This window comes from Parahoeflea alexandrii, from assembly GCF_024105735.1.
GTDB classification, from domain to species: Bacteria; Pseudomonadota; Alphaproteobacteria; order Rhizobiales; family Rhizobiaceae; genus Hoeflea; species Hoeflea alexandrii.
Genome location: NZ_JAAAML010000002.1, coordinates 523,464 through 550,225 on the forward strand (window position 1 = coordinate 523,464; position 26,762 = coordinate 550,225).

The following is a 26,762-nucleotide window of genomic DNA, read 5'->3' on the forward strand; positions in this document are numbered from 1 at the left end:
GGGGCTAACGCCTACCAGTGCGGCGGCGGCTGGTTGGCGGGCGGCCCGCCGGTCTGGTCTTCCATGTCCTGAAACCGGTCGTTGAGCCGTGCCAGTTCGCGGCGCAGCCTCTCGTTTTCCTTCCAGCCCTCGGTCAGCTGCCGCGACAGATCTTCGATCGCAGCCTGCTGGTGTGCCACCAGTTCCTCGAGCCGCACCAGCCGGGGTTCGATATCCGTGTCCTCGTTTTTTGGACTTGCCATTACGCGATCTCCCCGAGTGTTGCGCGCCATGTCTCGGGCAATTGTCCCGGCCGGCGTGTAGCGCGGTCGACATAGACATGAACGAACCGGCCATCGGCGAAAGCCGTCTCTTCGTCGTTGCGAAACAGGCCGATGCCATAGGTTACCGATGAGCCACCGAGCCGGTCGACGCGGATACCGGCGGTAATCCGGTCGGGAAACATCGCCTCGGCGTGGTAACGGCATCCGGTTTCCACGACCAGACCGACGATGGCGCCACCCAGCGGATCGAGCAGCCCCGCCTCGATCAGCCAGTGATTGATCGCCGTGTCGAACAGCTGGTAGTGGACCACATTGTTCATGTGGCCGTAGATATCGTTGTCGGCCCACCGGGTCTGCAGGCTCCGGAAGGTCCTGAAATCGGCGCGGGAAGGTGGCGGTGTTCTGGTCATTTGCGTGCTTTCATCATGCCGGGCGGCCAAGTGCAAGGGGCAGGGCGGCGCCATGGCCCGTGCCAAGGTCGGCCCGTCGGCGGTGTTGAAAACGGTCGGCCATAAAAGCGCACCCTTAAATGATTCTGGACTTTGCATTCAGAACTGTCGAGACTAAAGCAGGGACCCGAAAATCTGAACGGCTTTTGGAAAGCCCGGAACACCCAACCCGTGGGAATGAGCAGCCTGGTTGCATCCCAACCTTTTGGCATGGCTCAATTCCAGACCTGCACCAGCAGCTGAACTGGTGATGGCAAACATAAAAAGTCGAGGGGACATGAACGACATTGCCATTGAGCTGAAGGGGATCGACAAGAAGTTCGGCCTCGTTCACGCCAACAAGAACATCAACATGAAGGTCCGCAAGGGCACGATCCACGGGATCATCGGCGAAAACGGCGCTGGCAAATCAACATTGATGTCGATCCTCTACGGCTTCTATCAGGCCGACAATGGCGACATCTTCGTTGATGGCAAGAAAACCGTGATCAAGGATCCGAACGCAGCCATTTCTGTAGGCATCGGCATGGTCCACCAGCATTTCATGCTGGTCGAGAATTTCACCGTGCTTGAAAACATCATGCTCGGCGCCGAAGAAAGCCAGGTGCTCAACGCGGGCATCACCAAGGCCCGACGCGAGCTCAAGCAGCTCGAGGAGGAATACGAGCTCGAGGTCGATCCCGATGCCATCATCGAGGAACTGCCCGTCGGCATCCAGCAGCGCGTCGAGATCCTCAAGGCGCTCTACCGCGGCGCCGAGATCCTGATCCTCGATGAGCCTACTGGCGTTCTGACACCGGCCGAGGCCGATCACCTGTTCCGTATCCTCGAGCAGCTCAAGTCCGAAGGCAAAACCATCCTGCTGATCACCCACAAGCTGCGCGAGATCATGGCGGTGACAGATGAAGTCTCCGTAATGCGGCGCGGCGAGATGGTGGCCACCCGCACCACCTCCGAGACTTCGGTGGAGGAGCTTGCCGAACTCATGGTCGGCCGTCATGTGCTTCTGCACGTCGAAAAGGGACCGGCATCGCCAGGCGACGTCATGCTCTCGGTCGAGAACCTGACGGTGCGCGACGGCCGCGGCGTCGACATGGTCAAGAACGTTTCGTTCAATGTGCGCGCCGGCGAGATCGTCGGCATTGCCGGTGTTGCCGGCAATGGCCAGTCCGAGCTGCTGCAGGCGATTTCCGGCATCCGCCGTGCTGTCACGGGCAAGGTGATGCTGCAGGGCGAGCCGATTCATGTCACCGGCACCGCCGATCCGGCTGAATTGCGCCATCGTGGCCTGGCCCACGTTCCCGAAGACCGCCAGCACATGGGTCTGGTCCTCAAGTTCGATGAAAGCGAGAACTCCATCCTCGGCTATCACGACGACCCGAAATACCTCAATGGCATGTTTCTCAACATCGACGCGATCCGCAAGGACGCGGCTGACAAGATCGAGAAATACGATATCCGCCCGCCCAATCCACGGCTCAAAACCGCCAATTTCTCGGGAGGTAACCAGCAGAAGATCGTACTGGCGCGGGAGATGGAGCGCGATCCCGCGGTTCTCGTCATCGGCCAGCCGACCCGCGGCGTCGATGTCGGCGCCATCGAGTTCATTCACAAGCGCATCATCGAAATGCGGGATGCCGGCAAGGCCGTGCTGCTGGTCTCGGTCGAGCTCGATGAAATCCGTTCATTGTCGGACCGGGTGCTGGTCATGTTCGACGGCCGCATTGTCGGCGAGCGCGCGCCCGACGCCAGCGAAGGCGAGCTCGGGCTGCTGATGGCCGGTGTTGAAGATACCAAGGAGGCAGCACAATGAGCGCGCCCTATGCAAAGCTGCCCGCCTGGGTGGATTACGGACTGATCCCGCTGATCAATCTGATTGTCGCTTTTCTCGTTGCCGGCCTCGTCGTGCTGGCAGTCGGTGAAAGCCCGCTGCGGGCGGCATCGCTTCTGATCGAGGGTGCCTTCGGATACGGCGAAGGCATCGGCTTCACGCTGTATTACGCGACCAATTTCATTTTCACCGGATTGGCTGTCGCCGTGGCTTTTCATTGCGGCTTGTTCAACATCGGCGGCGAGGGCCAGGCCTATGTCGCGGGCCTCGGCGTGGCGCTGCCCTGCCTCTGGCTCGACCAGTTCGCCCCCTGGTACGTCATCTTCCCCGCGGCCATCCTCGGCTCGGCGCTGGTTGGCGGCTTCTGGGCGATGATCCCGGGATGGCTGCAGGCCAAGCGCGGCAGCCATGTGGTGATCACCACCATCATGTTCAATTTCATCGCCTCGAGTCTGATGGTTTATGTGCTGGTCGACGTGCTCAAGCCGGCGGGTTCGATGGCTCCCCAAACCCGCACTTTTGCTGAAGGCGGCCAGCTGCCGCGGCTTGACTGGCTGCTGGCCTCCGTCGGCCTGGACATCGGTGGGGCTCCGTTCAACATGTCCTTCCTGCTGGCGCTGGTCGCGGCCTTTGTCGTCTGGTTGGTGATCTGGCGCACGAAGCTTGGCTACGAGATCCGCACCATGGGGCACAGCCCGACGGCGGCTAGCTACGCCGGCATCCGCCAGAGCCGCATCATCATCATCACCATGATGATGTCCGGCGCGCTGGCGGGCATGATGGCGCTCAACCCGATCATGGGCGACCAGCACCGCATGCAGCTCGATTTTGTCGGCGGCGCCGGTTTCGTCGGGATCGCCGTGGCCCTGATGGGCCGTTCGCATCCGGTCGGCATTGTTCCGGCGGCCATTCTTTTCGGCATGCTCTATCAGGGCGGCGCCGAGATCTCGTTCGAGATGCCGCAGATCTCGCGGGACATGATCACCATCATCCAGGGGCTGGTGATCCTGTTCGCCGGCGCGCTTGAAAACATGTTCCGTCCGGCGATCACGGCGTTTTTCGCCACTCTGGGCGGGGCTCGCTCCGACAAATCCCTGCCAGCGGCGGAGTAACGGCCATGGAATATTTCGATACACTCATCGTGATCCTGCAATCCACCGTCCGGGTCTCGGTGCCCTTGATCCTGGCGGCTCTTGCGGGTCTTTATTCCGAGCGCGCCGGCATTTTCGACATCGGGCTGGAGGGCAAGATGCTGGCCGCGGCCTTTGCCGGCGGAGCCGCAGCGGCGGTCACCGCTTCGGCCCTGATCGGGCTTGCCGCCGCCATCTTCGTTTCTGTCTGTCTGGCGCTGGTGCATGGCTTCGCCTCGATCACCCAGCGCGGCAACCAGATCGTCTCCGGTGTCGCCATCAACTTCATCGCGCTCGGCGCCACGGTCATCCTCGGCCAAGCCTGGTTCCGCCAGGGCGGCCGGACACCGCAATTGAGCGGGGATTCCCGCTTCACCACGGTGGAGCTTCCCTACGCCGCCGAGATTGCCGATATCCCGGTCATCGGTTCGATCTATTCTAACCTGTTGTCGGGCCACTTCATGCTCACCTACCTGGCCTTTGCGCTGGTTCCGTTCACCTGGTGGGTGCTCTACCGCACCCGCTTCGGCTTGAGGCTGCGGGCGGTGGGCGAGAATCCCGGTGCGGTCGATACCGCCGGGATCTCGGTCACCTGGTTGCGTTATCGGGCGGTGATCTGTTGCGGCATCCTCTGCGGCATCGCCGGTGCCTATCTGTCGATGGCCATGACCGCCGGCTTCGTCAAGGGAATGACCGCGGGCAAGGGCTTCATCGCGCTTGCGGCCCTGATTTTCGCCAAGTGGAAGCCGGTCAACGTCATGTTTGCCTGCCTCCTGTTCGGTTTCCTTGACGCCATGTCGATCCGCATGCAGGGCAATGAGTTGCCCATCATCGGGGTGGTGCCGGTGCAGTTCATGCAGGCCTTGCCTTATCTGCTGACGGTGATCCTGCTGGCAGGCTTCATCGGCAAGGCCATCCCGCCGCGTGCCGGCGGCGTGCCCTACGTCAAGGAACGCTGACATGGCCCTGGACCTGTTTGAAGCCGCCCGCGACGCCATGGCCAGATGCCATGCGCCCTATTCGAAATTTCCCGTCGGCGCAGCCATACGCGCCGATGACGGCAGGATCCATGCAGGCGCCAACATCGAGGTGATCTCCTTTCCGGAAGGCTGGTGCGCTGAAACCACGGCGATCAGCCACATGGTCATGGCCGGAGGCACCCGGATTCGCGAGGTGGCGGTGATTGCCGAAAAGCTCGACCTGTGCCCGCCCTGCGGCGGCTGCCGGCAGCGGCTGGCGGAGTTTGCCGACGCCGATACGCTGGTGCACCTGTGCGATGCTGAAGGGATAAAGAAAACCCTGCGCATGGACGAATTGCTGCCCCATGGTTTCAAGACCGAGGTGATCGGATGAGTACGGCCGTCGATGTCCTGATTGAACGTCTCCACGGTTTGATGCCGCGCCACGCCCTGGTTCTCGGATCCGGCCTCGGGTCGCTGGTGGAAACGGTCACCGATCCGGTGCGTGTTCCCTATGCCGACTTGCCTGGATTTCCCGAAAGCGGGGTGTCCGGCCATGCCGGCGAGGTCGTGGCGGGATACATCGGCAAGACGCCCGTGGTCATCCTGTCAGGCCGTGTGCACTATTACGAGCACGGCAAGGCCGACGCCATGCGGGCTCCGCTGGAAGCGCTGCAGGGCCTTGGTGTCACCAGCCTGATCCTGACCAATTCGGCCGGCTCCCTGCGCCAGGATATGCCGCCCGGTTCGGTGATGCGGATTTCCGATCACATCAATTTTTCCGGCACCAATCCGCTGTTCGGCGAACCCAGTGACCGCCGCTTCGTCGGCATGACCAATGCCTACGACACCGATCTTGGTGAACGCATGCAGGCCGCGGCACAAAGCACCGGCACCGAGCTGCATGACGGCGTCTACATGTGGTTCTCCGGCCCGAGCTTCGAGACACCGGCCGAAATCCGCATGGCGCGCACGCTGGGGGCGGACGCGGTTGGCATGTCCACGGTGCCCGAGGTGATTCTGGCCCGCTTTCTCGGTATGAAGGCGATTGCAGCCTCGGTGATCACCAATTTTGCCGCCGGCATGACCGGAGGCGAGCTCAGCCACCAGGAAACCAAGGATATGGCGCCGATCGGCGGCAAGCGGCTCTCGGCCATCCTCACCGCAATGTTTGAAAACCCGGACCAATCCCATGGCTGACGCAATCGACCTCACATCTCCCAAGGCCGTCGCAGCGGCAGCATTCGCCTGCCTCGATCTGACCGAACTAGGCGATGCGGCCACCGAGGAGGCAACGCTGGCGCTGGTCGACAAGGCAACCAACGAGCATGGGTCATCGGCAGCCGTGTGTATATGGCCCCGCTTCGTGGCCGCCGCGCGCAATCGGCTCGGGAATGCATCTCCGGTCCGCATTGCCACCGTGGTCAATTTTCCGTCCGGTGACCTGCCGGTCGGGGATGTCATTGCCGAGACTTCCCGCGCCGTGACAGACGGTGCCGATGAAATCGATCTGGTCATTCCCTGGAAGGCCTTTGCTGCCGGTGACGAACAGGCTGTCCGGACGATGATTCGCGCCGTAAGGGCAGCAGCACCCGCGCCCGTTACACTCAAGACCATTCTGGAGACCGGCGAACTGAAGGATCCGGCGCTCATCGCCCGTGCCTCCGACATCGCCCTTGAGGAGCAGGCGGACTTCATCAAGACCTCGACCGGCAAGGTCGCGGTCAACGCAACGCTGGAAGCGGCGCGGATCATGCTCGAGGCGATCAGGCGCTCGGGCCAAAAGGCCGGCTTCAAGCCCGCCGGCGGCATCCGCACGGTCGACGATGCCCGGGCCTATTTTGCCCTGTGCGAAGAGATCATGGGTCCGGGCTGGGTCGCGCCCGAGACGTTCCGCTTCGGTGCATCCGGACTTCTCGCAGACATCCTCGCCACGCTGGAAGACCGCTCGGCACCCGTCGGCAAGGGAGAGACCTATTGAGTTTCCTGCCCCAGGAAATCATTCGCGCCAAGCGTGACGGCGGCGAGCTCGACCCCGCCGATATCGCGGCCTTCATCCAGGGTCTGACGGACGGCAGCGTCAGCGAAGGACAGGTCGCGGCTTTCGCCATGGCGATTTTCTTTAAAGGCATGAGCCGCAAGGAGGCGGTGGCGCTGACGCTGTCGATGCGCGATTCCGGCGAGGTGCTGTCCTGGCCGGAACTCGACCGTCCGGTGGTCGACAAGCACTCGACCGGCGGCGTTGGCGACAATGTCTCGCTGATGCTGGCACCAATCGCCGCGGCCTGCGGGCTGGCGGTCCCGATGATCTCTGGTCGCGGGCTTGGCCACACCGGTGGCACGCTCGACAAGATGGAATCGATCCCCGGTTACACGGCGATGCCGGACAGCGCCCTGTTTCGCAAGGTCGTCGCCGCGTCAGGCTGCGCCATCATCGGCCAGACCGGCAATCTCGCGCCGGCCGACAAGCGGTTTTATGGAATCAGGGATGTGACCGCCACGGTTGAATCCGTGCCGTTGATCACCGCGTCGATCCTGTCCAAGAAACTTGCCGCCGGACTCGGCGCCCTGGTGCTCGACGTCAAATGCGGCAATGGCGCCTTCATGGACAATCCGGACCGGGCCAATGAACTGGCGCGCTCGCTGGTCGAGGTCGCCGTGGGCGCCGGAATGCCGACAACAGCGCTGGTCACCGACATGAACCAGCCGCTGGCAAGCGCTGCCGGAAACGCCGTTGAAGTCCGCAATGCCGCCTATTTCCTGACTGGCAAGGCCCGCGATGCCCGCTTGCTGGAAGTCACCCTTGCGCTTGCAGCAGAGATGCTGGTGTCCGGCGGCCTGGCAACCAATGCCGGCGAAGCCCTGACGCGCGCGCAGTCCGTGCTTGATGACGGAAGCGCCGCCGAAAATTTCAATCGCATGGTTGCCGGCCTTGGGGGCCCGGTTGATTTCCTCTCGGATCCGGATCGCCATCTCGAACAGGCGCCGATTGTGACGCCCTGCCTCGCCGGCCGGCAAGGTTTTGTGGCTGGCTATGATACCCGCGCCGTGGGGCTGAGCGTGGTTGCGCTTGGCGGCGGCCGCATCAGGCCCCAGGATCCGGTCGACCATGCTGTCGGAGTGACGGGTTTGCTGCCGGTCGGCACTCCGGTCGAGGAAGACACGCCGATTGCCATGATCCATGCGCGGACCGCAGATCAGTTGTCCATGGCCGAGCGGGAACTTCGCAAGGCAGTTCGATTGAGCGATACGGCCCCGCAGGCCACACAGGTTATCCTGGGCCGCCACGGATAGGGCGGGGGTCAAACGGCTGAAGCCGGACAGGCCAAATGGCTTCCTGCTGTCCGACCAGGCGTCTGGCGTGTTAGTTCACCAGTTCCAGCCTGTTGTCCTTGACCCGGTACGACTGCAGCTTCGACATGAAACTCATGCCGATCAGCGTCGATGACAGGGCCTTGTCATCCAGCACGAAGGCCTCGACATCGTCGACGGAAATCGCACCGATTTCCATCTTGTCGAGATTGACCAGCGCCGCACGGGTCACCCCGTTGGCGGTCCGCACCTGGTGCCTGAAATCCGAGTTCGCGAGTCCCAGGCCAAGAGTGCGTGCGGTCGACACGTTGATCGCCACATAGGTCGCCCCGGTATCGATAAGACCCTTGATGAGCCGGCCGTTGATACGAAAATCCGAAGAAAAGTGACCATCACCGGTCATGGGTATGACAGCCGCGCGCACACCCGTGGCGTAATGGGCCTTTGGCTGGGCTTTCGCGGTTTGCGGCTGATATGCAACCGGCCTCGCGGACGCTGCTTCCGGAGCGGTCTCGCTGGCAAGAAAAGATGAGATATCCTGCGCATAGTAGGGCAGGCCCGAGATGGCGAGCACAGCGCAGGAGACGAGGAAGATGTTCTTGATCATGCCGGTACTCCAGAAGGTACCGGTCCATTCAACCTGTTCAAGGCTAACAGCCGGTGAAGCCGCGGCTCCTCCCGGTCAAAACCCGATTGCTTGGTTAAGAGACCGCAAACGTCTTATTTGGTGCCGTACATGCGGTCGCCCGCGTCTCCGAGGCCCGGGACGATATAGCCCTGCTCGTTGAGATGGCTGTCGATGGAGGCCGTGTAGATCGGCACATCCGGGTGGGCGGTCTGGAAATTGCGGATACCTTCCGGCGCCGCCAGCAGGCAGAGAAAGCGGATGTTGCGCGCCCCGCGCTCCTTGAGCTTGTCAATCGAGGCGATCGAGGAGTTGCCGGTGGCAAGCATCGGATCGACGACGATGATCAGCCGGTTGCTGACATCTTCCGGCGCCTTGAAATAGTACTCGATCGCTTCGAGCGTTTCGTGGTCCCGGTAAACACCGATATGCGCGACACGGGCGGAGGGCACCAGATCCAGCATGCCTTCAAGCAGACCGTTGCCTGCGCGCAGGATCGAGGCAAACACCAGCTTCTTGCCTTCAAGAACCGGAGCATCGATTTCCTTCAGCGGAGTTTCGATCCGCTCCATGGTCAGTTCGAGATCGCGGGTGACTTCGTAGCACAGCAGTGTCGAAATCTCCCTGAGGAGCCGGCGAAAACCTGCTGTCGAGGTTTCCTTCTTGCGCATGATGGTGAGCTTGTGCTGCACCAGCGGATGATCGATGACCGTTACGCCGTCCATTTTGTCCTGCCTTGACGCTATGACCGCGTTCCGCTCCGGTTGTGAAAACCGGAAAGCGGGTTTGCGCGGCCCTTAAAAATCTACGTCTCCGACACAAAAGGGTGCCCGGGAGCGTGATCTACCTTTTTTGATTTAGACACCGATTGGCAGCTTCCGGCAACCATTTGAACGGTATTCAGGCAAGCTGTCCCAAGAGAAATGCCCTTGTCGGCTCGTCAAGGAACGCCGCTTCGATCGATGTGCGGGTGATTCCGGTCAACATCGCGTCGTCGTAGCCCCATGCGTCTGCGGCCATCTGGTATTCCCGGCCGATGGAGCTGCCAAAATGCGGCGGGTCATCCGAACTCAACGTCACCTTCACGCCGGCCCGCCGAAGCCGGTCAAAAGGATGGCTTGCGATGTCCGGAAACACATTGAGGGCGAGATTGGAGCCGGGGCACACCTCGAGCACCACCCCTGTATCCGCGATTCTCTGGACAAGTGTCTTGTCCTCGATCGCCCTCACGCCGTGACCTATGCGGGCCGGGCGGACGTGATCCAGCGCATCGCGCACGCTTTCGGCTCCCGCAAGTTCTCCCGCGTGGATGGTGATGCCAAGCCCGGCGTCGCGGGCAATGTCAAAGGCGCGGGCAAAATCGGCAACCCTGCCGAACCGCTCTTCGCCGGCCATGCCGAAGCCGGTGATCAGCGGGTGCGGCCTGCTGCTGGCGAGCCTCGCTGCGGCTTCCACCTTCTCTGCTCCGAGATGCCGCACGCCGACAATGATCATTCGGCATTCGATCCCGGTCGAGGCCTTCGCTGCGGCTATGCCATCGGCCAGCCCGTCGAAATAGGCTGCCGGAGACAATCCGGCGGCCGCCGCGTGATCGGGTGAAACGAAGATCTCCGCATAGATGGCGTTTTCAGCGGCAATGCCTTCGAGATAGGTCCGCGCCAGCAGCGCGTAGTCCTCTTCGCTGCGAAACAGTGAGGCGGCGCCGTCATAGGCCACAAGAAATTCGGTGAAATCTGACCAGACATAAGCGTCATCAGAGATGAAACCGGACACATCCGCATTGTACTTGCGTGCCTGTGCCTTCACCAGGGCCGGGGAAGCGGCGCCCTCGATATGGCAATGCAGCTCGGCCTTCTTGATCCTCGTTGTCACAGGAAGCTCCTTCCATTGCCGGTTGCAGGCAGGCCCAGATGTTGCGCCAGCGTGGCGCCGATATCGGCATAAGTCGAGCGAACACCGATGTCGCGCGGGGCGATACCGGGACCGAAGCCCAGCACCGGAACGCGCTCACGGGTGTGATCGGTGCCGCGCCAGGTAGGATCACAGCCGTGATCCGCCGTCATGATCACCAGGTCACCGCGTTTGAGAAGCTTGGCAAAGCGCGGCAGCATTGCATCGAGCGCTTCCAGCGCCGCGGCATACCCCGCCACATCCCGGCGATGCCCGTAGAGCATGTCGAAATCGACGAAATTGGTAAACACCAGGTCCCCGTCCTGAGCATCTTGAGTGGCCTTCAACGTTGCTTCGAAGAGCGCTGGGTTGCCGCTCGCCTTGCGCACATCGGTGACACCCTGATGGGCATAGATATCGCCGATCTTGCCCACTGCGAACACGCGGTGACCGCTTTCGCTGACCTGATCGAGCAAGGTCGGACCCGGCGGAGGAACCGAAAAGTCGCGCCGGTTGCCGGTCCGGTCAAACCCCGCCTTGACCGATCCAACGAAAGGCCGGGCTATCACGCGTCCGATGTTGAGCGGATCGACCAGCTTGCGCACGATCTGGCACAGCTCGATCAGACGCTCAAGGCCGAAAGTCTCCTCGTGAGCGGCAATCTGGAACACCGAGTCCGACGATGTATAGCAGATCGGCTTTCCGGTCTTGATATGCTCCTCGCCCAGCCGGGCAATGATCTCGGTCCCCGATGCATGACAGTTCCCCAGGATACCCGGCAATCCCGCTTCCGATACGATGGCCGAAACCAGTTCATCACTGAATGCCGGCCCGTCATCGGGAAAATACCCCCAGTCGAACATCACCGGCTGGCCGGCAATCTCCCAGTGACCCGAAGGTGTGTCCTTGCCATGCGACACCTCGCTGGCCGCGCCGTGGATACCGCGCGGGCGGGAGGTAAGCGTCCAGCCCGCGGGCAGGTCACCGGTGGCTGTCAGCGCCGCTTCGGCAAGACCGAGCGACTGCATGTGCGGCAAGGCCAGCGGGCCCTTGCGCAGGTCGGCTCTGTCAGCCAGGCCCGCCGCACACTGCTCCGCGATGTGGCCGAGTGTATTGGCCCCCAGGTCGCCATAGGCCTCCGCATCCGGGGCGCCGCCTATGCCAAAGGAATCAAGAACAAACAGGAATGCGCGTGCCATCAAGAAATCTCCAATTGAACGGCAGGTTAGCCGGTTTGATGCATGACCGGAAGACGTCGAAGCGCTCGTGCGCGGTAACCTTGTTTTCACCATAACCGTGCAAATTCGGCCGGTCGTGGTATAGACCCCTCATGGTTATGATCAAGCGCATTGTCGGACTTGCAGGATGCCTTCGCGCGCTCGGTGCCGCGGCGATCTGGGCAACGGTTTTCTGTGCGGCCACGGCGCGCGCGGATTACCGTGAATCGGTGCCGATCCTGCGCATAGGCCTCGTAGAGACCCATGTTGCCGCAACCGATCCGGTAAAGCTGGAAGCGGTCCGGCGTGCCTTCGCCGATGCGCTTTCGATCCCTGTGGAAATCATCAAGCTTGGCAGTTACACCGCTCTGATCGATGCCCATGCAAGCGGCCGTGTCGGTTACGCCATCCATTCCGCGAAGTCTTTCGCAGCCACGGACGCGGCCTGCGGCTGTGTGCGTGCCCTGCGCAGCCCGGTTGCCGCCGATGGCTCGACCGGCTTCCGTTCGGTTCTGGTGGCGCGCGAGGGAGTCAACAGGCCGGTCTCGGAACTCAGGGTGGGCTATTCCGACGAAGCGTCCGTTTCGGGCTGGCAGATCCCGCGCCAGGCCATCCGGTCGGGCAGTCTGGACCAGCCGGTTCTGGTCCGTGCCGGCAGCGTTTCATCTGTCATCGAACTCTACCAGTCCGGCCAGGTCGATGGTTTCTTCGCCTGGCTGCCGGATATCCCCGGTGATCAGGGCTCGGATATCGCGCGCCTGTTCGGCGGCTGGAACCAGGCCGGCATCAGCTCGGCAGATCCGCTGCGGATCCTCTGGTCCTCCCAGCCCATTCGCTATGGCCCGCATGCCATGCACCGGTCCCTGCCCGATGATCTCGGCGAGGCTCTCGGATCCTTTCTTGACGGGATGCCAAATTCGGCTCCGGGCCTGCTTGACCTGCTCGAGCCCGCCTTTGCGGGAGGCTACATCACACCGGGTCCTGATGATTACCGCAGTGTCAGGGGGCTGGTCGAAGCCTTGTCCGACCAGCAGTCCGCGATAACGCTGCAGTGATCAGCAATTGCTGCAGGTGACGCTGTCGCCGACGCGCTGACGAAGATGGTAGGTCTTCTTCATGTGGAGGGTCCGGACGTCGATGTTCTTGATGTCGGGCATGATCACCAGAAGCTTGTGGTCCATTTCCAGTTCGGTGCGAACCAGGAATGTGTTCGGAATTGCCAGGTCCTTCGGCAAAGCCTGATCGGAACCCACAGTGTAAGGCCGTGTGTTGTCCTGCTGCCAGGACCATGCAGTCTTGCCTTTTCCCGCCCCATCGATCGCAATGCCGGTGACCTTGACCTCGACGCCTTCCGCACGGAACGGCATCATCACGCTCTGGGCCACGTTCACCATGGAGGCCAGCGTCGCTTTGTTGACCGTTTCGTCCTGCGTGACCAGATCCGCGACCGTGCTTGCGGCACGCGCGAGCTTCTTGTTGACCGACATGGCCACGGAAATTTCCAGCGACCCCATGTAGAGAACGATCAGTACGGGCGCGATCAGTGCAAACTCCACCGCGCCCACACCGGAGCGGTCACCGCGGAGCTTTCGCACCGTCTGGTTTGCCGCCATCAGAATGCCTCTCATCGGCCTACTTCCTTGTGATTTGCGCTCTGCCATATTTGTCATCCTGCAGCTCACGGGTAGTTTTCGTTGCGGAACGCGGCGGTTGCCACCATCAGATAGTCGCGCGGCATTTCGCCATCCTTGCGGATATTGGTGATGAAGGGTCTGACCAGATCTGTCATCACTTCCCACCGGTAATAGGCGCGAACGATATTGATGCTCTTCGGGCCGCCCGGCTTGTAATCGAAGCTGGAGGGATCAAGGTCAGCGAACTGACTGTTGCTGGCTTTCGGAATGTAGTTCGGAATGGCCGAAAAGGTCGCGAACTCGCGTACATCGAGATAGAGCTTCTGGTCGTCCGGATCCTCCTCGTCTGCGCAGGTGATCATCAGGCTGATCTCGGCACAGAACTTGGTGCGGAACTCCTCTTCGGTCACGTTCTTGAACTGGCCGGTACGGATCTGCCGGGCCATCGTGTCCACCGCGTTTTCCAGCAGCTGTTCACCGGCAAATGCAACAAAGGCTTCGATGGTGGCGAAGATCAGAAGAAAGAACGGGAAGGCCAGCAATGCGAACTCGATGGCAGCCGTCCCGTCGCGCGAGCGGCGGAAACGGGCCAGCCGACGCCGCATGCGCCGCGGTGGCTTTCGCATGGTAGTGATGTGATCGTCGACATTCATCGTCGGACTCCCGGACACTCGTTTCCTGAGAGCAACGCTAGGCCAAACTGGTTGAATAATGGTAACGCCGGCAAGAACAAGCTCGCCGGCTGGTTAACAGGTTCTGAAGATCGGGAATGTCAGGCGGATGGCGGATAAGACCGGATTACGGACTTACGGCCGCTGTCGGAACGTGTTCTTCACAGGCTGGGGAGCAGGAATAGACCGACCGTGAAGTCTGCTTGAAAACACGCAGCGTGTTGGCCTCGTCCACCGATACCAGAATGCGTTCATCGACAATTGCGTCACCGGCCTGGTCGAGAATGACCAGGTTTGTGGTTCCGTAGGACTTGCCGGTCAGGACGATGGTCTGTGGATCGGACACGGTCACATCAGCCACATTGGCGTTTCCAATGATCACCTTGCTCACAGAGCGGTCCAGCTTGAGGATGCGGGCATGATCCATGAACACCCGGATGACGTCTTCCGCCGCATGGGCCGGCAGCGACGCCATCAGAACCAGGGCCGCACCACAAGCCATTGTTGCGAGCCGGCGATAGGCGGGAAGGGTGTGAATCATGCCATTTCCTCGGAATTGCGATTACGTCCCTAAAATCGCCGGGATTGGTGAACGAAGGCTTAAGGCTGGATGATCAACATCAATTCTTCGCAAAATGGGCAATTTGCATCCATCGTGGTGGCGGTTCCGGCCTGTGATATCGCACTTAGGGCCGACTCCTTATAATAGGGGCGCAGCAAGGCGGTGCTGGAAACGGAAGGACGGCCGTGCCCTGATCCGGAAGCGTGCCTTCCGCGTAAGGCTTTCGAGCGGGTTGCAGCCACCGATAATTTAGAAGGCTGTTTACCATGCGTATGGCTTTGGCCGCGAAAGATTTTACTAACCTTGTTCGTTAAGCGGTTTGAAAACCCCCTCTCCTATGATCGTGACATCCGACCAACCGAAGCAGCTGGCGGAGTGCTGAAAACACAAGTGGATGAAGGAACAAACCCATGAAGAATCTTTTCGATCGTTTCGTCAAAGACGAATCCGGCGCCACTGCAATCGAGTACGGCCTCATCGCCGCCCTTATCTCGGTCGCACTCATCACCGGCGCCACCACGCTGGGCAACGCCCTGAACAACCAGTTCAACGCCCTGTCCGGCAAGCTGAACTACACCGGCTGATACCCGGTTGTCTTCAGACAAGACACAATCATGAAATGGCCGCCTCTAGGGGCGGCCTTTTTGCGTCTGGGGCCTGTTGTGGTTTGTTAATGTCTTTGTCTTAGCCTCCCGTGCAGATTCAGGAGTGACGCAATGGTAGAGGCCGCGATTTTTGTCATCTTCCCGCTCTGCGTGGCCATGGCAGCATTCTGCGATTTCATTTCAATGAAAATACCGAACAGGATTTCAGTCATCCTGGCGGTTTCCTTCTTTGTCGTTGCGCCCTTCAGCGGCATGGACTGGATGACGATAGCCTGGTCTGTTGCTGCAGCGCTTGTTGTTTTTGCCGGTTGTTTCACCCTGTTTGCGTTCAACGTGATGGGTGGTGGGGACGCCAAGATCTTAAGCGCCGCGGCCCTCTGGTACGGCTTCAACGTCAATCTCGTCGCATTTCTCGGGTTCACCGGGATTTTTGGCGGCGTCCTCGCCCTTGTGGTCCTGATGATCCGCGCAAACCAGAACCAGCTTCTGGTCTCGCCGATTCCGCTTCCAATGCATTTCTTCAGGGATCGCGAGGGAATACCCTACGGCGTCGCCATTGGTGTTGCGGCCTTCGCCACCTATCCTCAGACAGAGATCTTTCTGCATGCGCTTGGTCGCCTGAGCTGAGAGCGGCGATCAGGCTGCGGCCGCAGCCTTAACCGCGCCTCGCGCAGATCACCAAAGACACGTTCACCGTCGCAGGCTTGCTGAAGCTCTGCCGGCGCAATTTGTGCTGCTTGTCGGGCATCTGGAGCGCCTTGGGCTCACCGGCTGGCCAATCCACTCGATCCGCACCAGCCGTGGGCAATCTTCCGTTAACCCTGTTTGCTACCGGGTCATTAACCATAATTACACGATTGCCAATGCATTCTGCCGCCAGCGTACCCAATATCCGTTCGAGGAAACAGTATGAAAACCCCGCGCGTCGTCATCATGTCAGTGGCAGTCCTGGCCGCAGGATTGGCCGGATATCTGGCCATGAACCTGACTTCTCCGACCGTTCAGGTGACTGAAATGTCCTCGGAGCCGGTTATCGAAAAGATGCCGACCATCGACGTGCTTGTGACAACCGCAAATCTGCCGGTGGGGGCGCGTCTTGGCGAAGACTCCCTGGAGTGGAAGGGCTGGCCCGAAGACGGCGTGATCGACGGGCTGATTCGGCGCGACAACCGACCTGATGCAATCAGTGAACTCACTGGCGTGGTTGTGCGCCTGCCATTGTTTGCCGGTGAACCCTTGCGCAACGAAAAGATCGTCGATTCGTCTTCGCGCATCATGTCCTCGCTGCTCCCGGCAGGGAAACGGGCCATAGCCACCGAAATCTCGGTCGCAACCAGCGCGGGCGGCTTCATACTGCCCAATGACCGTGTCGACGTGATCATGGTCCGCCGCAAGACCGGAGAGGAGGGGTTCCTCACCGAGGTCATTCTCTCCAACATCCGGATCCTGGCGATCGACCAGCGGATCGAGGAAAACGCGGACGGCAGCCGCACCGCGGTCGGAACGACGGCCACGCTCGAGCTGACGCCCGATCAGACAAAAATCATCACCGTCGCCCAGCAGATGGCCGACCGGCTGACACTCGCCCTGCGCAGTGTTGCCGACGTCCAGGAGTCCGACAGCGACGGTGCGAAATATCTCTTGAGCGGCGAAGACGGCAGTGCGGCCATCCAGCTGATCCGCTCCGGCACCATAACCAAAGTTGGCGCCACCAACTGAAGCGGAGAATGAACGTGCGTCATATTGCAAAATCGCTCCTGGCATCCTTCACCAGCTTTGCGCTGGTCAGTTCGACCATGGTGGCCGGCCTCGGGCTGGATCCGTCCAGCGGCCGGATCATGTCCTCGGCTGCTGCCGCGGAAAGTGTTATAAAGATCAAGCGGACCGGCCCCGGCACCAGCAGGCGGGTCAAGCTTGGCCTGAACAAGGCGATCGTGGTTGATCTGCCCACCGACGCTCACGACATTCTCGTGGCCGACCCGAGCCTCGCCGATGCGGTCACCCGGACCTCCCGCAGGCTTTATCTGTTCGGCAAGACCGTCGGTCAGACAAACATCTTCATCTTCGGTCCCAATGGCGAGGAAATCGTCGCCATTGAACTCGAGATCGAACGCGATGTGGCGGGTCTTCAAGCCTATCTCAGCCGCTTCATTCCCGACTCGGACATCCAGGTGGAAATTCTCTCCGACAACATCGTTCTGACCGGCTCGGTGCGCACACCGCAGGATGCGGCGCAGGCCGCAAGCCTGGCTGACATCTTCCTGACCGGCGGTGAGGCCACAACCCGTGTCACCACAGCGACCAGTGAAGGCGGAGACGCGGCGATCAACGCCGAAGCCCGCCAGAAATCGAAGATCGTCAATCTGCTCAAGATAGACGGCGAGGATCAGGTTACGCTCAAGGTCACGGTTGCCGAGGTCAGTCGTCAGGTGCTCAAGCAGCTTGGCTTCAATTCGTCCATCACCGGCACATCGGCACGTTTTGTCAATTCGAACCCGGCCAATCTGGGAACGCTCAGCACCGGCTTGAACTATGCTCAGCTTGCCAAGACAATCGGCGGCGCCAGCGTCAGCAGCTATGTCAACGCCATGGAACAGGCCGGTGTCATGCGCACGCTGGCGGAGCCGAGCCTCACAGCCATCTCCGGAGAAAGCGCAAGGTTCTACGTCGGCGGTTCGTTCCAGTTGCGCAACGAGGTTGATTACGACGACAACGGCAGGGCGACCTATACCGATCGTGAGGTCGAGTACGGGATTCGCCTGAACTTCACCCCGGTTGTGCTGTCGCCGGGCCGCATATCGCTCAAGGTTTTGACCGAGGTTTCCGAGCCGAGCTTCGAGGATTCCACATCCCTTCAGGGAGCCGGTGGCGCCCCCGGACTGACCCGGCTCTCGATCAAGCGCCGCGAGGCGGAAACCGCGGTAGAACTGCCATCAGGCGGCTCGATCGTGCTGGCGGGTCTTGTCCAGGACAACATCCGCCAGGCCATGTCGGGTTATCCCGGGCTTTCCAAGGTTCCGGTTTTCGGCACGCTTTTCCGCAGCCGGGACTTTGTCCGCAACGAGACCGAACTGGTCATCATTGCCACGCCTTACATCGTCAAGCCCGTTGCCCGCAGCGAAATCGCTCGTCCGGATGACAACTTCAATGCGGCCAGCGACGGAGCGGGCTTCTTTCTCGGGCGGGTCAACCGGGTTTATGGCCGGATGGAAACCGAACTGCCGCCCGGCCGGTATCACGGCGTTGTCGGCTTCATTTACAAGTGATCAGGAACCTTACCATGTCGAGCAAGAACACTGTTCCCGCCACTCCTGATCTGCGAACCCTCAGAACAGCCGCCGCACCTTTGCTGGTCGCCGTCTCGCTGCTGTCCGGCTGTGCCGGATGGCCCGGCCACAGCGTCACCGTGGGTGCTGTCCCCGATGACTACCGGACCAACCATCCGATCATCGTTGCCGAACAGGAACGCACCGTCGACCTCCCGGTGGCCTCCGGTGATCGCCAGCTGACAATTTCCATGCGCGAGATCGCGCGCGGCGCGGCCCAGAACTACCGGTCGAGCGCGTCGGGCGCGGTTCGCATCATGGTGCCGGTAGGCTCCGGCAATGCCGGCGCGGCTTCGGTGCTTGCGCCCCAGGTGGCCGATATCCTGCGCAAGGAAGGCGTGCCGGGCGATCGCATCATTTCCTCTCCCTACCACGTGTCTTCTCCCGAAGACGCGGCCCCGATCCGCATTGCCTTCATGGCCATGACCGCCTCCACCGGAGAATGCGGACGCTGGCCCGACGATCTCCTGGCCAACACCTCGGAGAACAAGCACTACGCCAATTTCGGCTGCGCCAGCCAGAACAACCTGGCCGCCCAGATCTCCAATCCGGGTGATCTCATCGCGCCGCGCGGCATGACCCCGATCGATGCCGAACGGCGTTCGGCCGTGATCGAAGCCTATCGGACCAACGGTGCGATAGCAGGCAACTGATGAGCTGGCGAAACTGAAACATGCTCTTTGAAGCAGGACAACGTTGATGACCAATCTTGACTATGAGCTGCAGCAGGAAACACCGGTTGACGAGGCCGACACCGCCGCCGCGCGTGGCGATTTCGAGCGAATCCGCCCCTTGCCGAGGATTTCGGTGCACGTCTTTGTTGAAACCGAAGGCCTGGGCAAGACCATGGAGCGGTGTTCTCAGGACCGGCGCATGGCCAAGGTCAATCTTCGCATCAATTCCGGCGGCGTTTCAGCTGCGGCAAACATGTTCGCCGGCTCGCCCACACCCAACCTGCTGATCCTGGAAACCCGTGCCGACGGGCAGACCTTGCTCGAGGAGCTCGGCGAGCTTGCCGCGGTTTGTGATCCGGACACGCGGGTTGTGATTGTCGGGCACGTCAATGACGTGGCCCTGTACCGCGAACTGATCCGCAACGGCGTGTCTGAATACATCGTTGCACCGGTTTCCATGGCTGATGTGATCAGCGTGATCTCGACGATTTTTGTCGATCCCGATGCCGCGCCACTCGGCCGGTCCATCGCTTTCGTCGGCGCCAAGGGCGGTGTTGGCTCTTCCACCATCGCGCACAATTGCGCCTGGAGCATCTCCAGCCTTTTTTCCAGCGAAGTCATTCTGGCCGATCTCGATCTCGCCTTTGGCACCGCGAACCTGAATTTCGATACAGACCCGGCCCAGGGCATTGCCGAAGCGGTGTTCTCGCCCGATCGTCTTGACGAGGTGTTTCTGGACCGGCTGCTGGCCAAGTGCTCCGAGCATCTGTCCATGCTTGCCGCACCGTCGATGCTGGACCGGACCTATGATTTCTCGGGTGACGCGTTCCTTCCGATTCTCGACATCATCCAGCGCAATGCGCCGGTTGCCGTCCTCGACGTTCCGCATGTCTGGAATGACTGGACCCGCAAGGTGCTTTGCGCGGCTGACGAGATCGTCATCACCGCAACCCCGGATCTGGCCAATCTGCGCAACACAAAGAATCTTTTCGATACCCTGCGCAAACTGCGTCCGAACGATCATACGCCGCTGCTGGTGCTCAATCAGGTCGGCATGGCCAAGCGGCCTGAAATCGCGCCGGAGGCATTCTGTGACCCGCTTGAAATCGAGCCGCTGGCGATCATTCCCTTTGATGCACCGCTGTTCGGCGAGGCCGCCAATTCCGGTCTGATGATCGCGGAATCATCGGCCAAGTCGCCGGTTGCCGAATCGCTCTCGCAGATTGCCCATGTCGTCACCGGCAGGGCCGAGGTGAAGAAGCGCAAGAAGGCCGGATTGTCGTCGCTGATGGGCCTTCTGGGCCGCAAGTAATCTGTAAGACTGGAGTGGAACGCAACATGTTCGGCAAACGCAGCAATGATGGATCGGGCAAGCCGCCGCAAGCTCCGGCGCCCAAGCCCATGGTTCATGCCGAACCGGAGCCCGTAACCGCACCCGCGCGTTCCCCGGAGGCGGCAATGCCGTCGATGCCTGCCGCTCCGCAGGCGCCTGCGCCGCAGGCCGCTGCGCCACAGCCGGCACCCCAGCCCGCCGCACCGCGCCGCGAAGAGCCGCCTGTCAAGCGCAAGTCTGCCCGCAACGAAGCCTATTACGACACCAAGAGCCAGGTCTTCTCGGCCCTGATCGATACCATCGACCTGTCGCAGCTGGCCAAGCTCGATGCCGAGAGCGCGCGCGAGGAAATCCGTGATATCGTCAACGATATCATCACCATCAAGAATTTCGCACTGTCCATCGCCGAGCAGGAGGAACTGCTTGACGATATCTGCAACGATGTTCTCGGGTATGGTCCGCTGGAGCCGCTGCTGGCGCGGGACGACATAGCCGATATCATGGTCAATGGCTCCGGCATGACCTACATCGAAGTTGCGGGTAAGGTTCTCGAAACGGACGTCCGTTTCCGTGACAACAGCCAGCTGCTGTCGATCTGCCAGCGCATCGTCAGCCAGGTCGGACGCCGCGTCGACGAATCGAGCCCGATATGCGATGCGCGCCTGCCCGATGGCTCCCGTGTCAACGTGATTGCCCCGCCGCTGGCGATTGATGGCACCGCGCTGACCATCCGTAAGTTCAAGAAGGACAAGCTGACCCTCGATCAGCTGGTCAAGTTCGGCGCCATCACGCCCGAAGGCGCTGCGGTTTTGCAGATCATCGGCCGGGTTCGCTGCAATGTGGTGATTTCGGGCGGTACCGGTTCCGGTAAGACCACCCTTCTCAACTGCCTGACCGCCTATATCGATCAGGACGAGCGGATCATCACCTGCGAAGACTCCGCCGAACTCCAGCTGCAGCAGCCGCATGTCGTCCGGCTCGAAACCCGTCCGCCCAACATCGAGGGCGAGGGCGAGATCACCATGCGCGATCTCGTCAAGAACTGCCTGCGTATGCGTCCCGAACGCATCATCGTCGGCGAAGTCCGTGGCCCGGAGGTGTTCGACCTCCTGCAGGCCATGAACACCGGTCATGATGGTTCCATGGGAACGATCCACGCCAACAGCCCGCGCGAATGTCTCAGCCGTATGGAATCGATGATCGCCATGGGCGGTTTCACCCTGCCGGCCAAGACCGTGCGTGAGATCATCGCCGGCTCTGTCGACGTCGTGATCCAGGCAACCAGGCTTCGCGACGGCTCCCGCCGCATCACCCACATCACCGAGGTTGTCGGCATGGAAGGCGATGTCATCATCACCCAGGACCTGATGAAATACGAAATGCTTGGTGAAGACGCCAACGGCAAGATCGTCGGTCAGCATCGCTCGACCGGCATCGGTCGCCCGAACTTCTGGGATCGCGCCCGTTACTATGGCGAAGACAAGCGGCTGGCAGCGGCGCTCGATGCAATGGAAAAAATGACCTCTTAAGGAGACGCTCGCGTGTTTGGTCTGGATACAGTGGTAGTCGCCATCATCGGCCTGGCCGCGCTTTCGGCGGGGGCGCTGGGCTATGGCGTGCTCTATTCCCGTATCGAGGTCGAACGCAAGGCGGAAACCCGGGTCAAGCGGGTCAAGGCGGCCGAGACCGATCGCTCCAAGGCAACCGCCGCGCGCGACAGGCTGAACGAGGCCAACAAGAGGCGCAAATCCGTTCAGGATTCACTCAAGACACTGGAAGAGAAAAACAAGGAGAATGATCGCCGCAAGTCACCGGCCCTGAAAGACCGGATCGCCCAGGCGGGACTGACAATCTCGATCCAGCAGTTCTATATTTTTTCCGCGATTCTGGGCTTCGTGACCGGCTTTCTCGCCTTCATTTTTCAGGGGAATCTCTACGTTGCCCTGGGGGTCATGATCATCTTTGCCGTCGGGATACCACGCTGGCTGGTGGGATTTCTGCGCAATCGCCGCATGAAGGCATTTCTTGCCGAATTTCCGAATTCGCTTGATGTGATGGTGCGCTCGATCAAGTCCGGTCTGCCGCTCAATGATGCCATCCGGATGATTTCCGCCGAAGGCCAGGAGCCGGTCCGCACCGAATTCAAACGCATCGTCGAGGCCCAGCAGATGGGCATGAACATTCCCGAGGCTTGCGCGCGGCTCTACACCCGGATCCCGCTGTCGGAAGCGAATTTCTTCGCGATCGTGATCGCCATCCAGGCCCAGGCCGGCGGCAACCTGTCCGAAGCGCTGGGCAACCTGTCCCGCGTCTTGCGCGATCGCAAGAAGATGAAGGGCAAGATCAATGCAATGTCGATGGAAGCCAAGGCGTCCGCCGCCATCATCGGCGCGCTGCCTTTCATCGTCAGCCTGCTCGTCTATCTCACGTCGCCCGAATACATCTCGCTGCTGTTCACCGACAGCCGCGGTCATTTCATCCTCGGCGTTTCGCTGGTCTGGATGTCGTTGGGCATCCTGGTAATGCGCAACATGATCAATTTCGACATCTAGGGACCACAAGCCATGTTCTCCGATATTGTCTCGTCCCTGACCGACCCGGCCTATCTGGTTCCAATCCTGATCTCGATTGCGGTTTTCGCCACGATCTACACGGTGCTCGCTCCCTATTTCGAGGGCGGCAACCTGGACTCGCGGATGAAGTCGGCGGCGCTCGAGCGCGATGAGATCCGCGCCCGGGAGCGTGCCCGTCTCAATGCCGAGCAATCCCGCGCCGGTGCGAAGAGCGCCGGCCTGCGCTCCCGCGACAACGCCTCCGTGCGCGGCATTGTCGAGCAATTGAACCTGAAGGATGCGCTTGCCGATGGAGCAACGGTGGCCAAGCTTCGTGCCGCCGGCTACCGCACGCAGAACGCGCTCAACATGTTCCTGCTGGCGCGTTTCGTGCTGCCTTTCGTTTTCCTTGTCGCCTCCGTGGTCTATGTTTTCGTGCTCGACAACCTGGTCGACAAGCCCTTCACGGTCAGGGTGCTCGCCTGCATCGTCGGGGCCTATATCGGTTTCTACACGCCGAACATGTTTGTCTCCAACCAGGCCAAGAAGCGTCAGGTCTCGATCAAGCTTGCCTGGCCGGATGCACTCGACCTGATGCTGATCTGCGTGGAATCGGGTGTTTCCATCGAGGCCGCGATGAAGCGTGTGGCCGAGGAAATCGCCGTGCAGTCGACGGCCCTTGCGGAGGAGTTCCTGCTCACCACCGCTGAGCTGTCCTATCTGCAGGACCGCCGCATGGCGTTTGAAAACCTGGGAAGCCGCACCGGGCTCGAACAGGTGAAATCCGTCACCCAGGCCTTGATCCAGTCCGAACGCTACGGCACCCCCATCGCCCAGGCCTTGCGCGTTCTTGCCCAGGAGAGCCGTGACCAGCGCATGACCGAGGCCGAAAAGAAGGCCGCGGCGCTGCCTCCGAAACTCACGGTGCCGATGATCGTGTTCTTCCTGCCGGTCCTGATCGGCGTCATTCTCGGGCCGGCGGCGATCCAGGTGATGGACAATTTCTCGGGCGGCGTTCCGAATTAGAAAGAGACCTGGTCGCGCAGACCTGCATGGCTTAAACGCAGCGCTGTAGGGGGAATCCTCGCAAGCCCGAGCCTTTCGTTTCCCAGACCATAAAGACCCCGCTTGCCGCATGAGCGCTTGCCGGCACCCACGACCAACCAAGACTCCACGGCAAGTGCCTTCCCACCCCCGCTTGCTGCCGGAGGAAGATCGGAAAGCGGATGCGGCGCATGCCGGACAATGTCCGGTTCAGGCGGGATCTGATCTGAGAGCGTGGGGTCCTGTTTGGATTCGCGAACGGCTGCACCGAAGACGGGAGCAATTGCCCGGGTGGCTAACGGCTCTTGCCGGCGTCGTCCGGGAAATCAGTTGGTGTTCTTGCGGTCCGAGTCCTTGAGCTTGTTCCAGGCGTTCTGCTGGGACAGCATGGCGCGCAGGTAGCTCACATTCGCCTTCGCCTGCTCGGTGGACAGCTCGGAGCTGGCGATCTGCTCGGCCTCCTGGAAGCGGCCCTGAAGGCCGACCACCAGTGCGAGGTTCTGCCGGACCCGGCTGTCGGCGCCAGGCTGCCGGACGGCGGATGCAAGGTAGGTCTCCGCCGTTCTCAGGTCGCCCTGCAGCACATAGGACATGCCCAGGTTCGACAGGATGGAAGGCTCGTTCGGCTGAAGGTCGAGCGCCTTGCGATAGCGTTGCCGTGCGGAGGCCGGATCGCCCATTTGGTCGTAGATGGCCCCTTCCGCCGACAGAAGCTGCCAGTCCGGCCTGTCGGGGGTCTGGGCCCGCTGGATGGCATCGAGCGCCTTTTCCAGTTGGCCGGCGCCGGCCAGCGCCTTGCCGTAGGCGGCCAGCACCGTCCGGTCGGTTGGATTGTGAATGGCAACCTGCTGCATCACCGCGAGCGCCTGTTCGGCGCGGCCGCCCATGGTCAGGACCGAAGCATACTTCATGCCGACTGCGGCATCCTTGGGATTTCTGTCATAGACCCGACCGATGCTCTCGGCGGCCGAATGCAACTCGGTCGCATTCATGGTCTCGAGCGGCTTGTTCAGCGATGGAATCGAGCCGGTGGTCATCTGCCCCTTCGATGCGCAACCGGCCAGAGTCACGCTGATCGCTGCAATGCAGACGGCCGAGAGCAGCCGGCGGGGAAAAACGGAGCTTTGATGGGTCGCTGACATGGTCTGATCCCGGAAAGTGTGCGTCGTGGTGATCCTCAAAGTCGATCTCCACAGTCTCCGCACCAGCAATAATCTGTTAACCCTAATCAAGAGTTAACGACTGATTCTCCGTGCCCGGAGCCGGAGAACAAGAGGAGATGCCATGCCGCCCTTCAGCCAGATCGATAGATCCTCACCGTTTGCGGAAATGTCCGGAGATTCGCTGCCGGTCTGGGCGGTCTCGCGCTCAGACATCGAGCGTGGTCATTTCGACAAGACGGCGTTGGCCTGGGCGAAAACCGCCGGGTTCCAGGCCGGAGAAGGAAACATGCTGCTGGTGCCCAACCGCCATGGCAAGCTCGCCGGCGCGCTGTTCGGTCTCGGCGAGGACGGGCAATGTCATCCCTTCGTCGGCGGCAAGCTGGCCCGCGTACTTCCCAAGGGCGACTGGCACATCGAGACATCGCCGATCCCCGGTGCCGTCATGGCGCTGGCCTTCGGCATGGGCGCCTATCGCTTCGAGAGCTACCGCAAGCCCGCGACCGACAGCCCGCGTCTGGTCATTCCGGCAGATGCAGACGCTGCCGCCATAACGCGGACCGTCGCCGCTGTCGGATTGGCGCGCGACCTCGTCAACACGCCGGCCAATGACATGGGGCCGGATGCGCTCGAAGCCGCCTTCCGCGGCCTTGCCGGGCATTACAGCGCCGAAGTCAGCGTCATTGCCGGCGAAGAGTTGCTGTCGGGCGGGTTCCCGATGATCCATGCCGTCGGCCGCGCAGCCGATCAGGCGCCGCGTCTGCTCGAGATGCGCTGGGGCAAGCCCGGCGCCTTCAGGCTGACGCTGGTCGGCAAGGGCGTGTGTTTTGACACCGGCGGCCTCGACATCAAGCCGGCTTCCTCGATGCTCAACATGAAAAAGGACATGGGCGGCGCTGCCAATGTTCTGGCGCTCGCGATGATGATCATGGATGCCGGACTGCCGGTGGATCTGCGTGTGCTGGTGCCTGCCGTCGAGAACTCGATTTCGGCCTCCGCCTTCCGTCCCGGCGACGTGCTTTCAAGCCGCAAGGGATTGACTGTCCAGATCGACAACACCGACGCTGAGGGTCGCCTGGTGCTGGGCGATGCGCTGACCTACGCCTGCGAGGACAATCCCGGCCTGCTCATCGACATGGCCACGCTGACCGGCGCTGCCCGCGTGGCGTTGGGTCCGGATCTGCCGCCGTTCTACACCGACGACGAGACCCTGGCCGGCGAGATCGCAACCGCCTCCGAAAGCACGGTCGACCCGCTCTGGCGGATGCCGCTCTACAAGCCCTACGAAGCCGATGTCAAATCCAGGATTGCCGATCTGACCAATGCGCCGTCGGGCGGGTTTGCCGGGTCGATCACCGCGGCCCTGTTCCTCAAGCGTTTTGTCTCGCCGGAAACCAGCTGGGTGCATTTCGACATCTTCGCCTGGTCGCCGAAGGACAAGCCGCATGCGCCGATGGGTGGCGAGGCGCAAGGCATCCGTGCCCTGTTCGACGTCATCAGCAAGCGCCATCCAGCCTTAGGGTGA

General features: G+C 61.4%; 28 protein-coding genes. 18 read left to right on the forward strand and 10 right to left on the reverse strand.

Translation table 11 applies throughout. From position 1 onward, the window contains the following. Positions 1-11: 11 nt before the first annotated feature. Together GTW23_RS12225 and GTW23_RS12230 are read right to left on the reverse strand one after the other, a co-directional pair. Positions 12-242, reverse strand: coding sequence for a SlyX family protein (locus GTW23_RS12225; protein ID WP_152010926.1), 231 nt, complete (start codon positions 240-242; stop codon positions 12-14). Then, a complete protein-coding gene (locus GTW23_RS12230; protein ID WP_252915969.1) occupies positions 242-673 on the reverse strand; it encodes an acyl-CoA thioesterase in 432 nt (143 codons plus the stop codon). The genes GTW23_RS12225 and GTW23_RS12230 overlap by 1 nt, the downstream gene beginning before the upstream one ends. A 316-nt stretch (positions 674-989) precedes the next feature. On the opposite strand from GTW23_RS12230, the gene GTW23_RS12235 reads away from it, so the two are divergent. Genes GTW23_RS12235 through deoA form a run of 7 tightly spaced genes read left to right on the forward strand, consistent with a single transcriptional unit; the run spans position 990 to position 7,926 of the window. Beyond that, positions 990-2,525, forward strand: a complete 1,536-nt coding sequence (locus GTW23_RS12235) for an ABC transporter ATP-binding protein (protein WP_252915970.1) — start codon at positions 990-992, stop codon at positions 2,523-2,525. Beyond that, entirely contained in the window at positions 2,522-3,655 is a 1,134-nt protein-coding gene (locus GTW23_RS12240; RefSeq protein WP_252915971.1) for an ABC transporter permease, read from the forward strand. The genes GTW23_RS12235 and GTW23_RS12240 overlap by 4 nt, the downstream gene beginning before the upstream one ends. 5 nt (positions 3,656-3,660) lie before the next feature. After that, positions 3,661-4,632, forward strand: coding sequence for an ABC transporter permease (locus GTW23_RS12245; RefSeq protein WP_152010922.1), 972 nt, complete (start codon positions 3,661-3,663; stop codon positions 4,630-4,632). Position 4,633: 1 nt separating this feature from the next. Further along, a complete protein-coding gene (locus GTW23_RS12250; RefSeq protein WP_252915972.1) occupies positions 4,634-5,026 on the forward strand; it encodes a cytidine deaminase in 393 nt (130 codons plus the stop codon). Further along, complete coding sequence (locus GTW23_RS12255; RefSeq protein WP_252915973.1) at positions 5,023-5,832, forward strand: purine-nucleoside phosphorylase; 810 nt, start codon at positions 5,023-5,025, stop codon at positions 5,830-5,832. Before GTW23_RS12250 ends, GTW23_RS12255 begins: the two co-directional genes overlap by 4 nt. A 4-nt stretch (positions 5,833-5,836) precedes the next feature. Further along, entirely contained in the window at positions 5,837-6,613 is a 777-nt protein-coding gene (gene deoC / locus GTW23_RS12260) for a deoxyribose-phosphate aldolase (protein ID WP_382266294.1), read from the forward strand. Beyond that, the gene (gene deoA / locus GTW23_RS12265; protein ID WP_252915975.1) at positions 6,610-7,926 is read left to right on the forward strand and encodes a thymidine phosphorylase; all 1,317 of its coding nucleotides are present in this window, start codon (positions 6,610-6,612) and stop codon (positions 7,924-7,926) included. Before deoC ends, deoA begins: the two co-directional genes overlap by 4 nt. A gap of 70 nt (positions 7,927-7,996) precedes the next feature. Here the strand turns inward: deoA and GTW23_RS12270 are convergent, their stop codons facing one another. The 4 genes from GTW23_RS12270 to GTW23_RS12285 form a co-directional block, all read right to left on the reverse strand. Further along, positions 7,997-8,551, reverse strand: a complete 555-nt coding sequence (locus tag GTW23_RS12270) for a retropepsin-like aspartic protease family protein (RefSeq protein WP_152010917.1) — start codon at positions 8,549-8,551, stop codon at positions 7,997-7,999. 113 nt (positions 8,552-8,664) lie between these two features. Further along, positions 8,665-9,294: a uracil phosphoribosyltransferase gene (gene upp, locus GTW23_RS12275; protein ID WP_152010916.1), complete on the reverse strand. Its 630-nt coding sequence runs from the start codon at positions 9,292-9,294 to the stop codon at positions 8,665-8,667. A 175-nt stretch (positions 9,295-9,469) separates the two neighbouring features. Beyond that, a complete protein-coding gene (locus GTW23_RS12280) occupies positions 9,470-10,441 on the reverse strand; it encodes an adenosine deaminase (RefSeq protein WP_252915976.1) in 972 nt (323 codons plus the stop codon). Beyond that, a complete protein-coding gene (locus GTW23_RS12285; RefSeq protein ID WP_252915977.1) occupies positions 10,438-11,658 on the reverse strand; it encodes a phosphopentomutase in 1,221 nt (406 codons plus the stop codon). The genes GTW23_RS12280 and GTW23_RS12285 overlap by 4 nt, the downstream gene beginning before the upstream one ends. 131 nt (positions 11,659-11,789) lie before the next feature. On the opposite strand from GTW23_RS12285, the gene GTW23_RS12290 reads away from it, so the two are divergent. Further along, positions 11,790-12,731: a phosphate/phosphite/phosphonate ABC transporter substrate-binding protein gene (locus GTW23_RS12290; protein ID WP_252915978.1), complete on the forward strand. Its 942-nt coding sequence runs from the start codon at positions 11,790-11,792 to the stop codon at positions 12,729-12,731. On the opposite strand, the gene GTW23_RS12295 is transcribed toward GTW23_RS12290, so the two are convergent. The 3 genes from GTW23_RS12295 to GTW23_RS12305 all read right to left on the reverse strand — a co-directional run bounded on the left by GTW23_RS12295 (position 12,732) and on the right by GTW23_RS12305 (position 14,519). Beyond that, positions 12,732-13,304: a TadE/TadG family type IV pilus assembly protein gene (locus GTW23_RS12295; RefSeq protein ID WP_193217382.1), complete on the reverse strand. Its 573-nt coding sequence runs from the start codon at positions 13,302-13,304 to the stop codon at positions 12,732-12,734. Between the two features lie 50 nt (positions 13,305-13,354). Further along, complete coding sequence (locus GTW23_RS12300) at positions 13,355-13,963, reverse strand: TadE/TadG family type IV pilus assembly protein (protein WP_382266142.1); 609 nt, start codon at positions 13,961-13,963, stop codon at positions 13,355-13,357. A gap of 145 nt (positions 13,964-14,108) precedes the next feature. Beyond that, positions 14,109-14,519, reverse strand: a complete 411-nt coding sequence (locus GTW23_RS12305; RefSeq protein ID WP_375591055.1) for a pilus assembly protein N-terminal domain-containing protein — start codon at positions 14,517-14,519, stop codon at positions 14,109-14,111. Positions 14,520-14,953: 434 nt separating this feature from the next. On the opposite strand from GTW23_RS12305, the gene GTW23_RS12310 reads away from it, so the two are divergent. The 9 genes from GTW23_RS12310 to GTW23_RS12350 all read left to right on the forward strand — a co-directional run bounded on the left by GTW23_RS12310 (position 14,954) and on the right by GTW23_RS12350 (position 24,059). Then, the gene (locus GTW23_RS12310; RefSeq protein WP_152010909.1) at positions 14,954-15,127 is read left to right on the forward strand and encodes a Flp family type IVb pilin; all 174 of its coding nucleotides are present in this window, start codon (positions 14,954-14,956) and stop codon (positions 15,125-15,127) included. A gap of 132 nt (positions 15,128-15,259) precedes the next feature. Further along, on the forward strand, positions 15,260-15,775 hold the full coding sequence (locus GTW23_RS12315) for an A24 family peptidase (RefSeq protein ID WP_252915979.1): 516 nt from the start codon (positions 15,260-15,262) through the stop codon (positions 15,773-15,775). Between the two features lie 282 nt (positions 15,776-16,057). Beyond that, positions 16,058-16,867 carry a Flp pilus assembly protein CpaB gene (gene cpaB, locus GTW23_RS12320; protein ID WP_252915980.1) on the forward strand — a complete coding sequence of 270 codons (810 nt, stop codon included), beginning with the start codon at positions 16,058-16,060 and terminating at the stop codon, positions 16,865-16,867. A 14-nt stretch (positions 16,868-16,881) separates the two neighbouring features. Beyond that, complete coding sequence (locus tag GTW23_RS12325; RefSeq protein WP_375589883.1) at positions 16,882-18,414, forward strand: type II and III secretion system protein family protein; 1,533 nt, start codon at positions 16,882-16,884, stop codon at positions 18,412-18,414. A 14-nt stretch (positions 18,415-18,428) separates the two neighbouring features. After that, positions 18,429-19,127, forward strand: a complete 699-nt coding sequence (locus GTW23_RS12330; RefSeq protein ID WP_152010905.1) for a CpaD family pilus assembly protein — start codon at positions 18,429-18,431, stop codon at positions 19,125-19,127. A 46-nt stretch (positions 19,128-19,173) separates the two neighbouring features. Further along, the gene (locus tag GTW23_RS12335) at positions 19,174-20,460 is read left to right on the forward strand and encodes an AAA family ATPase (protein WP_152010904.1); all 1,287 of its coding nucleotides are present in this window, start codon (positions 19,174-19,176) and stop codon (positions 20,458-20,460) included. Positions 20,461-20,486: 26 nt separating this feature from the next. Next, positions 20,487-22,010: a TadA family conjugal transfer-associated ATPase gene (locus tag GTW23_RS12340; RefSeq protein WP_252915981.1), complete on the forward strand. Its 1,524-nt coding sequence runs from the start codon at positions 20,487-20,489 to the stop codon at positions 22,008-22,010. Between the two features lie 12 nt (positions 22,011-22,022). Then, complete coding sequence (locus GTW23_RS12345; protein ID WP_252915982.1) at positions 22,023-23,033, forward strand: type II secretion system F family protein; 1,011 nt, start codon at positions 22,023-22,025, stop codon at positions 23,031-23,033. Positions 23,034-23,045: 12 nt separating this feature from the next. After that, positions 23,046-24,059, forward strand: coding sequence for a type II secretion system F family protein (locus tag GTW23_RS12350; RefSeq protein ID WP_252915983.1), 1,014 nt, complete (start codon positions 23,046-23,048; stop codon positions 24,057-24,059). A gap of 344 nt (positions 24,060-24,403) precedes the next feature. On the opposite strand, the gene GTW23_RS12355 is transcribed toward GTW23_RS12350, so the two are convergent. Then, entirely contained in the window at positions 24,404-25,219 is an 816-nt protein-coding gene (locus GTW23_RS12355) for a tetratricopeptide repeat protein (protein ID WP_152010900.1), read from the reverse strand. Positions 25,220-25,361: 142 nt separating this feature from the next. Between GTW23_RS12355 and GTW23_RS12360 the strand changes: the two genes are divergently transcribed. Beyond that, positions 25,362-26,762, forward strand: a complete 1,401-nt coding sequence (locus GTW23_RS12360) for a leucyl aminopeptidase family protein (RefSeq protein WP_252915984.1) — start codon at positions 25,362-25,364, stop codon at positions 26,760-26,762.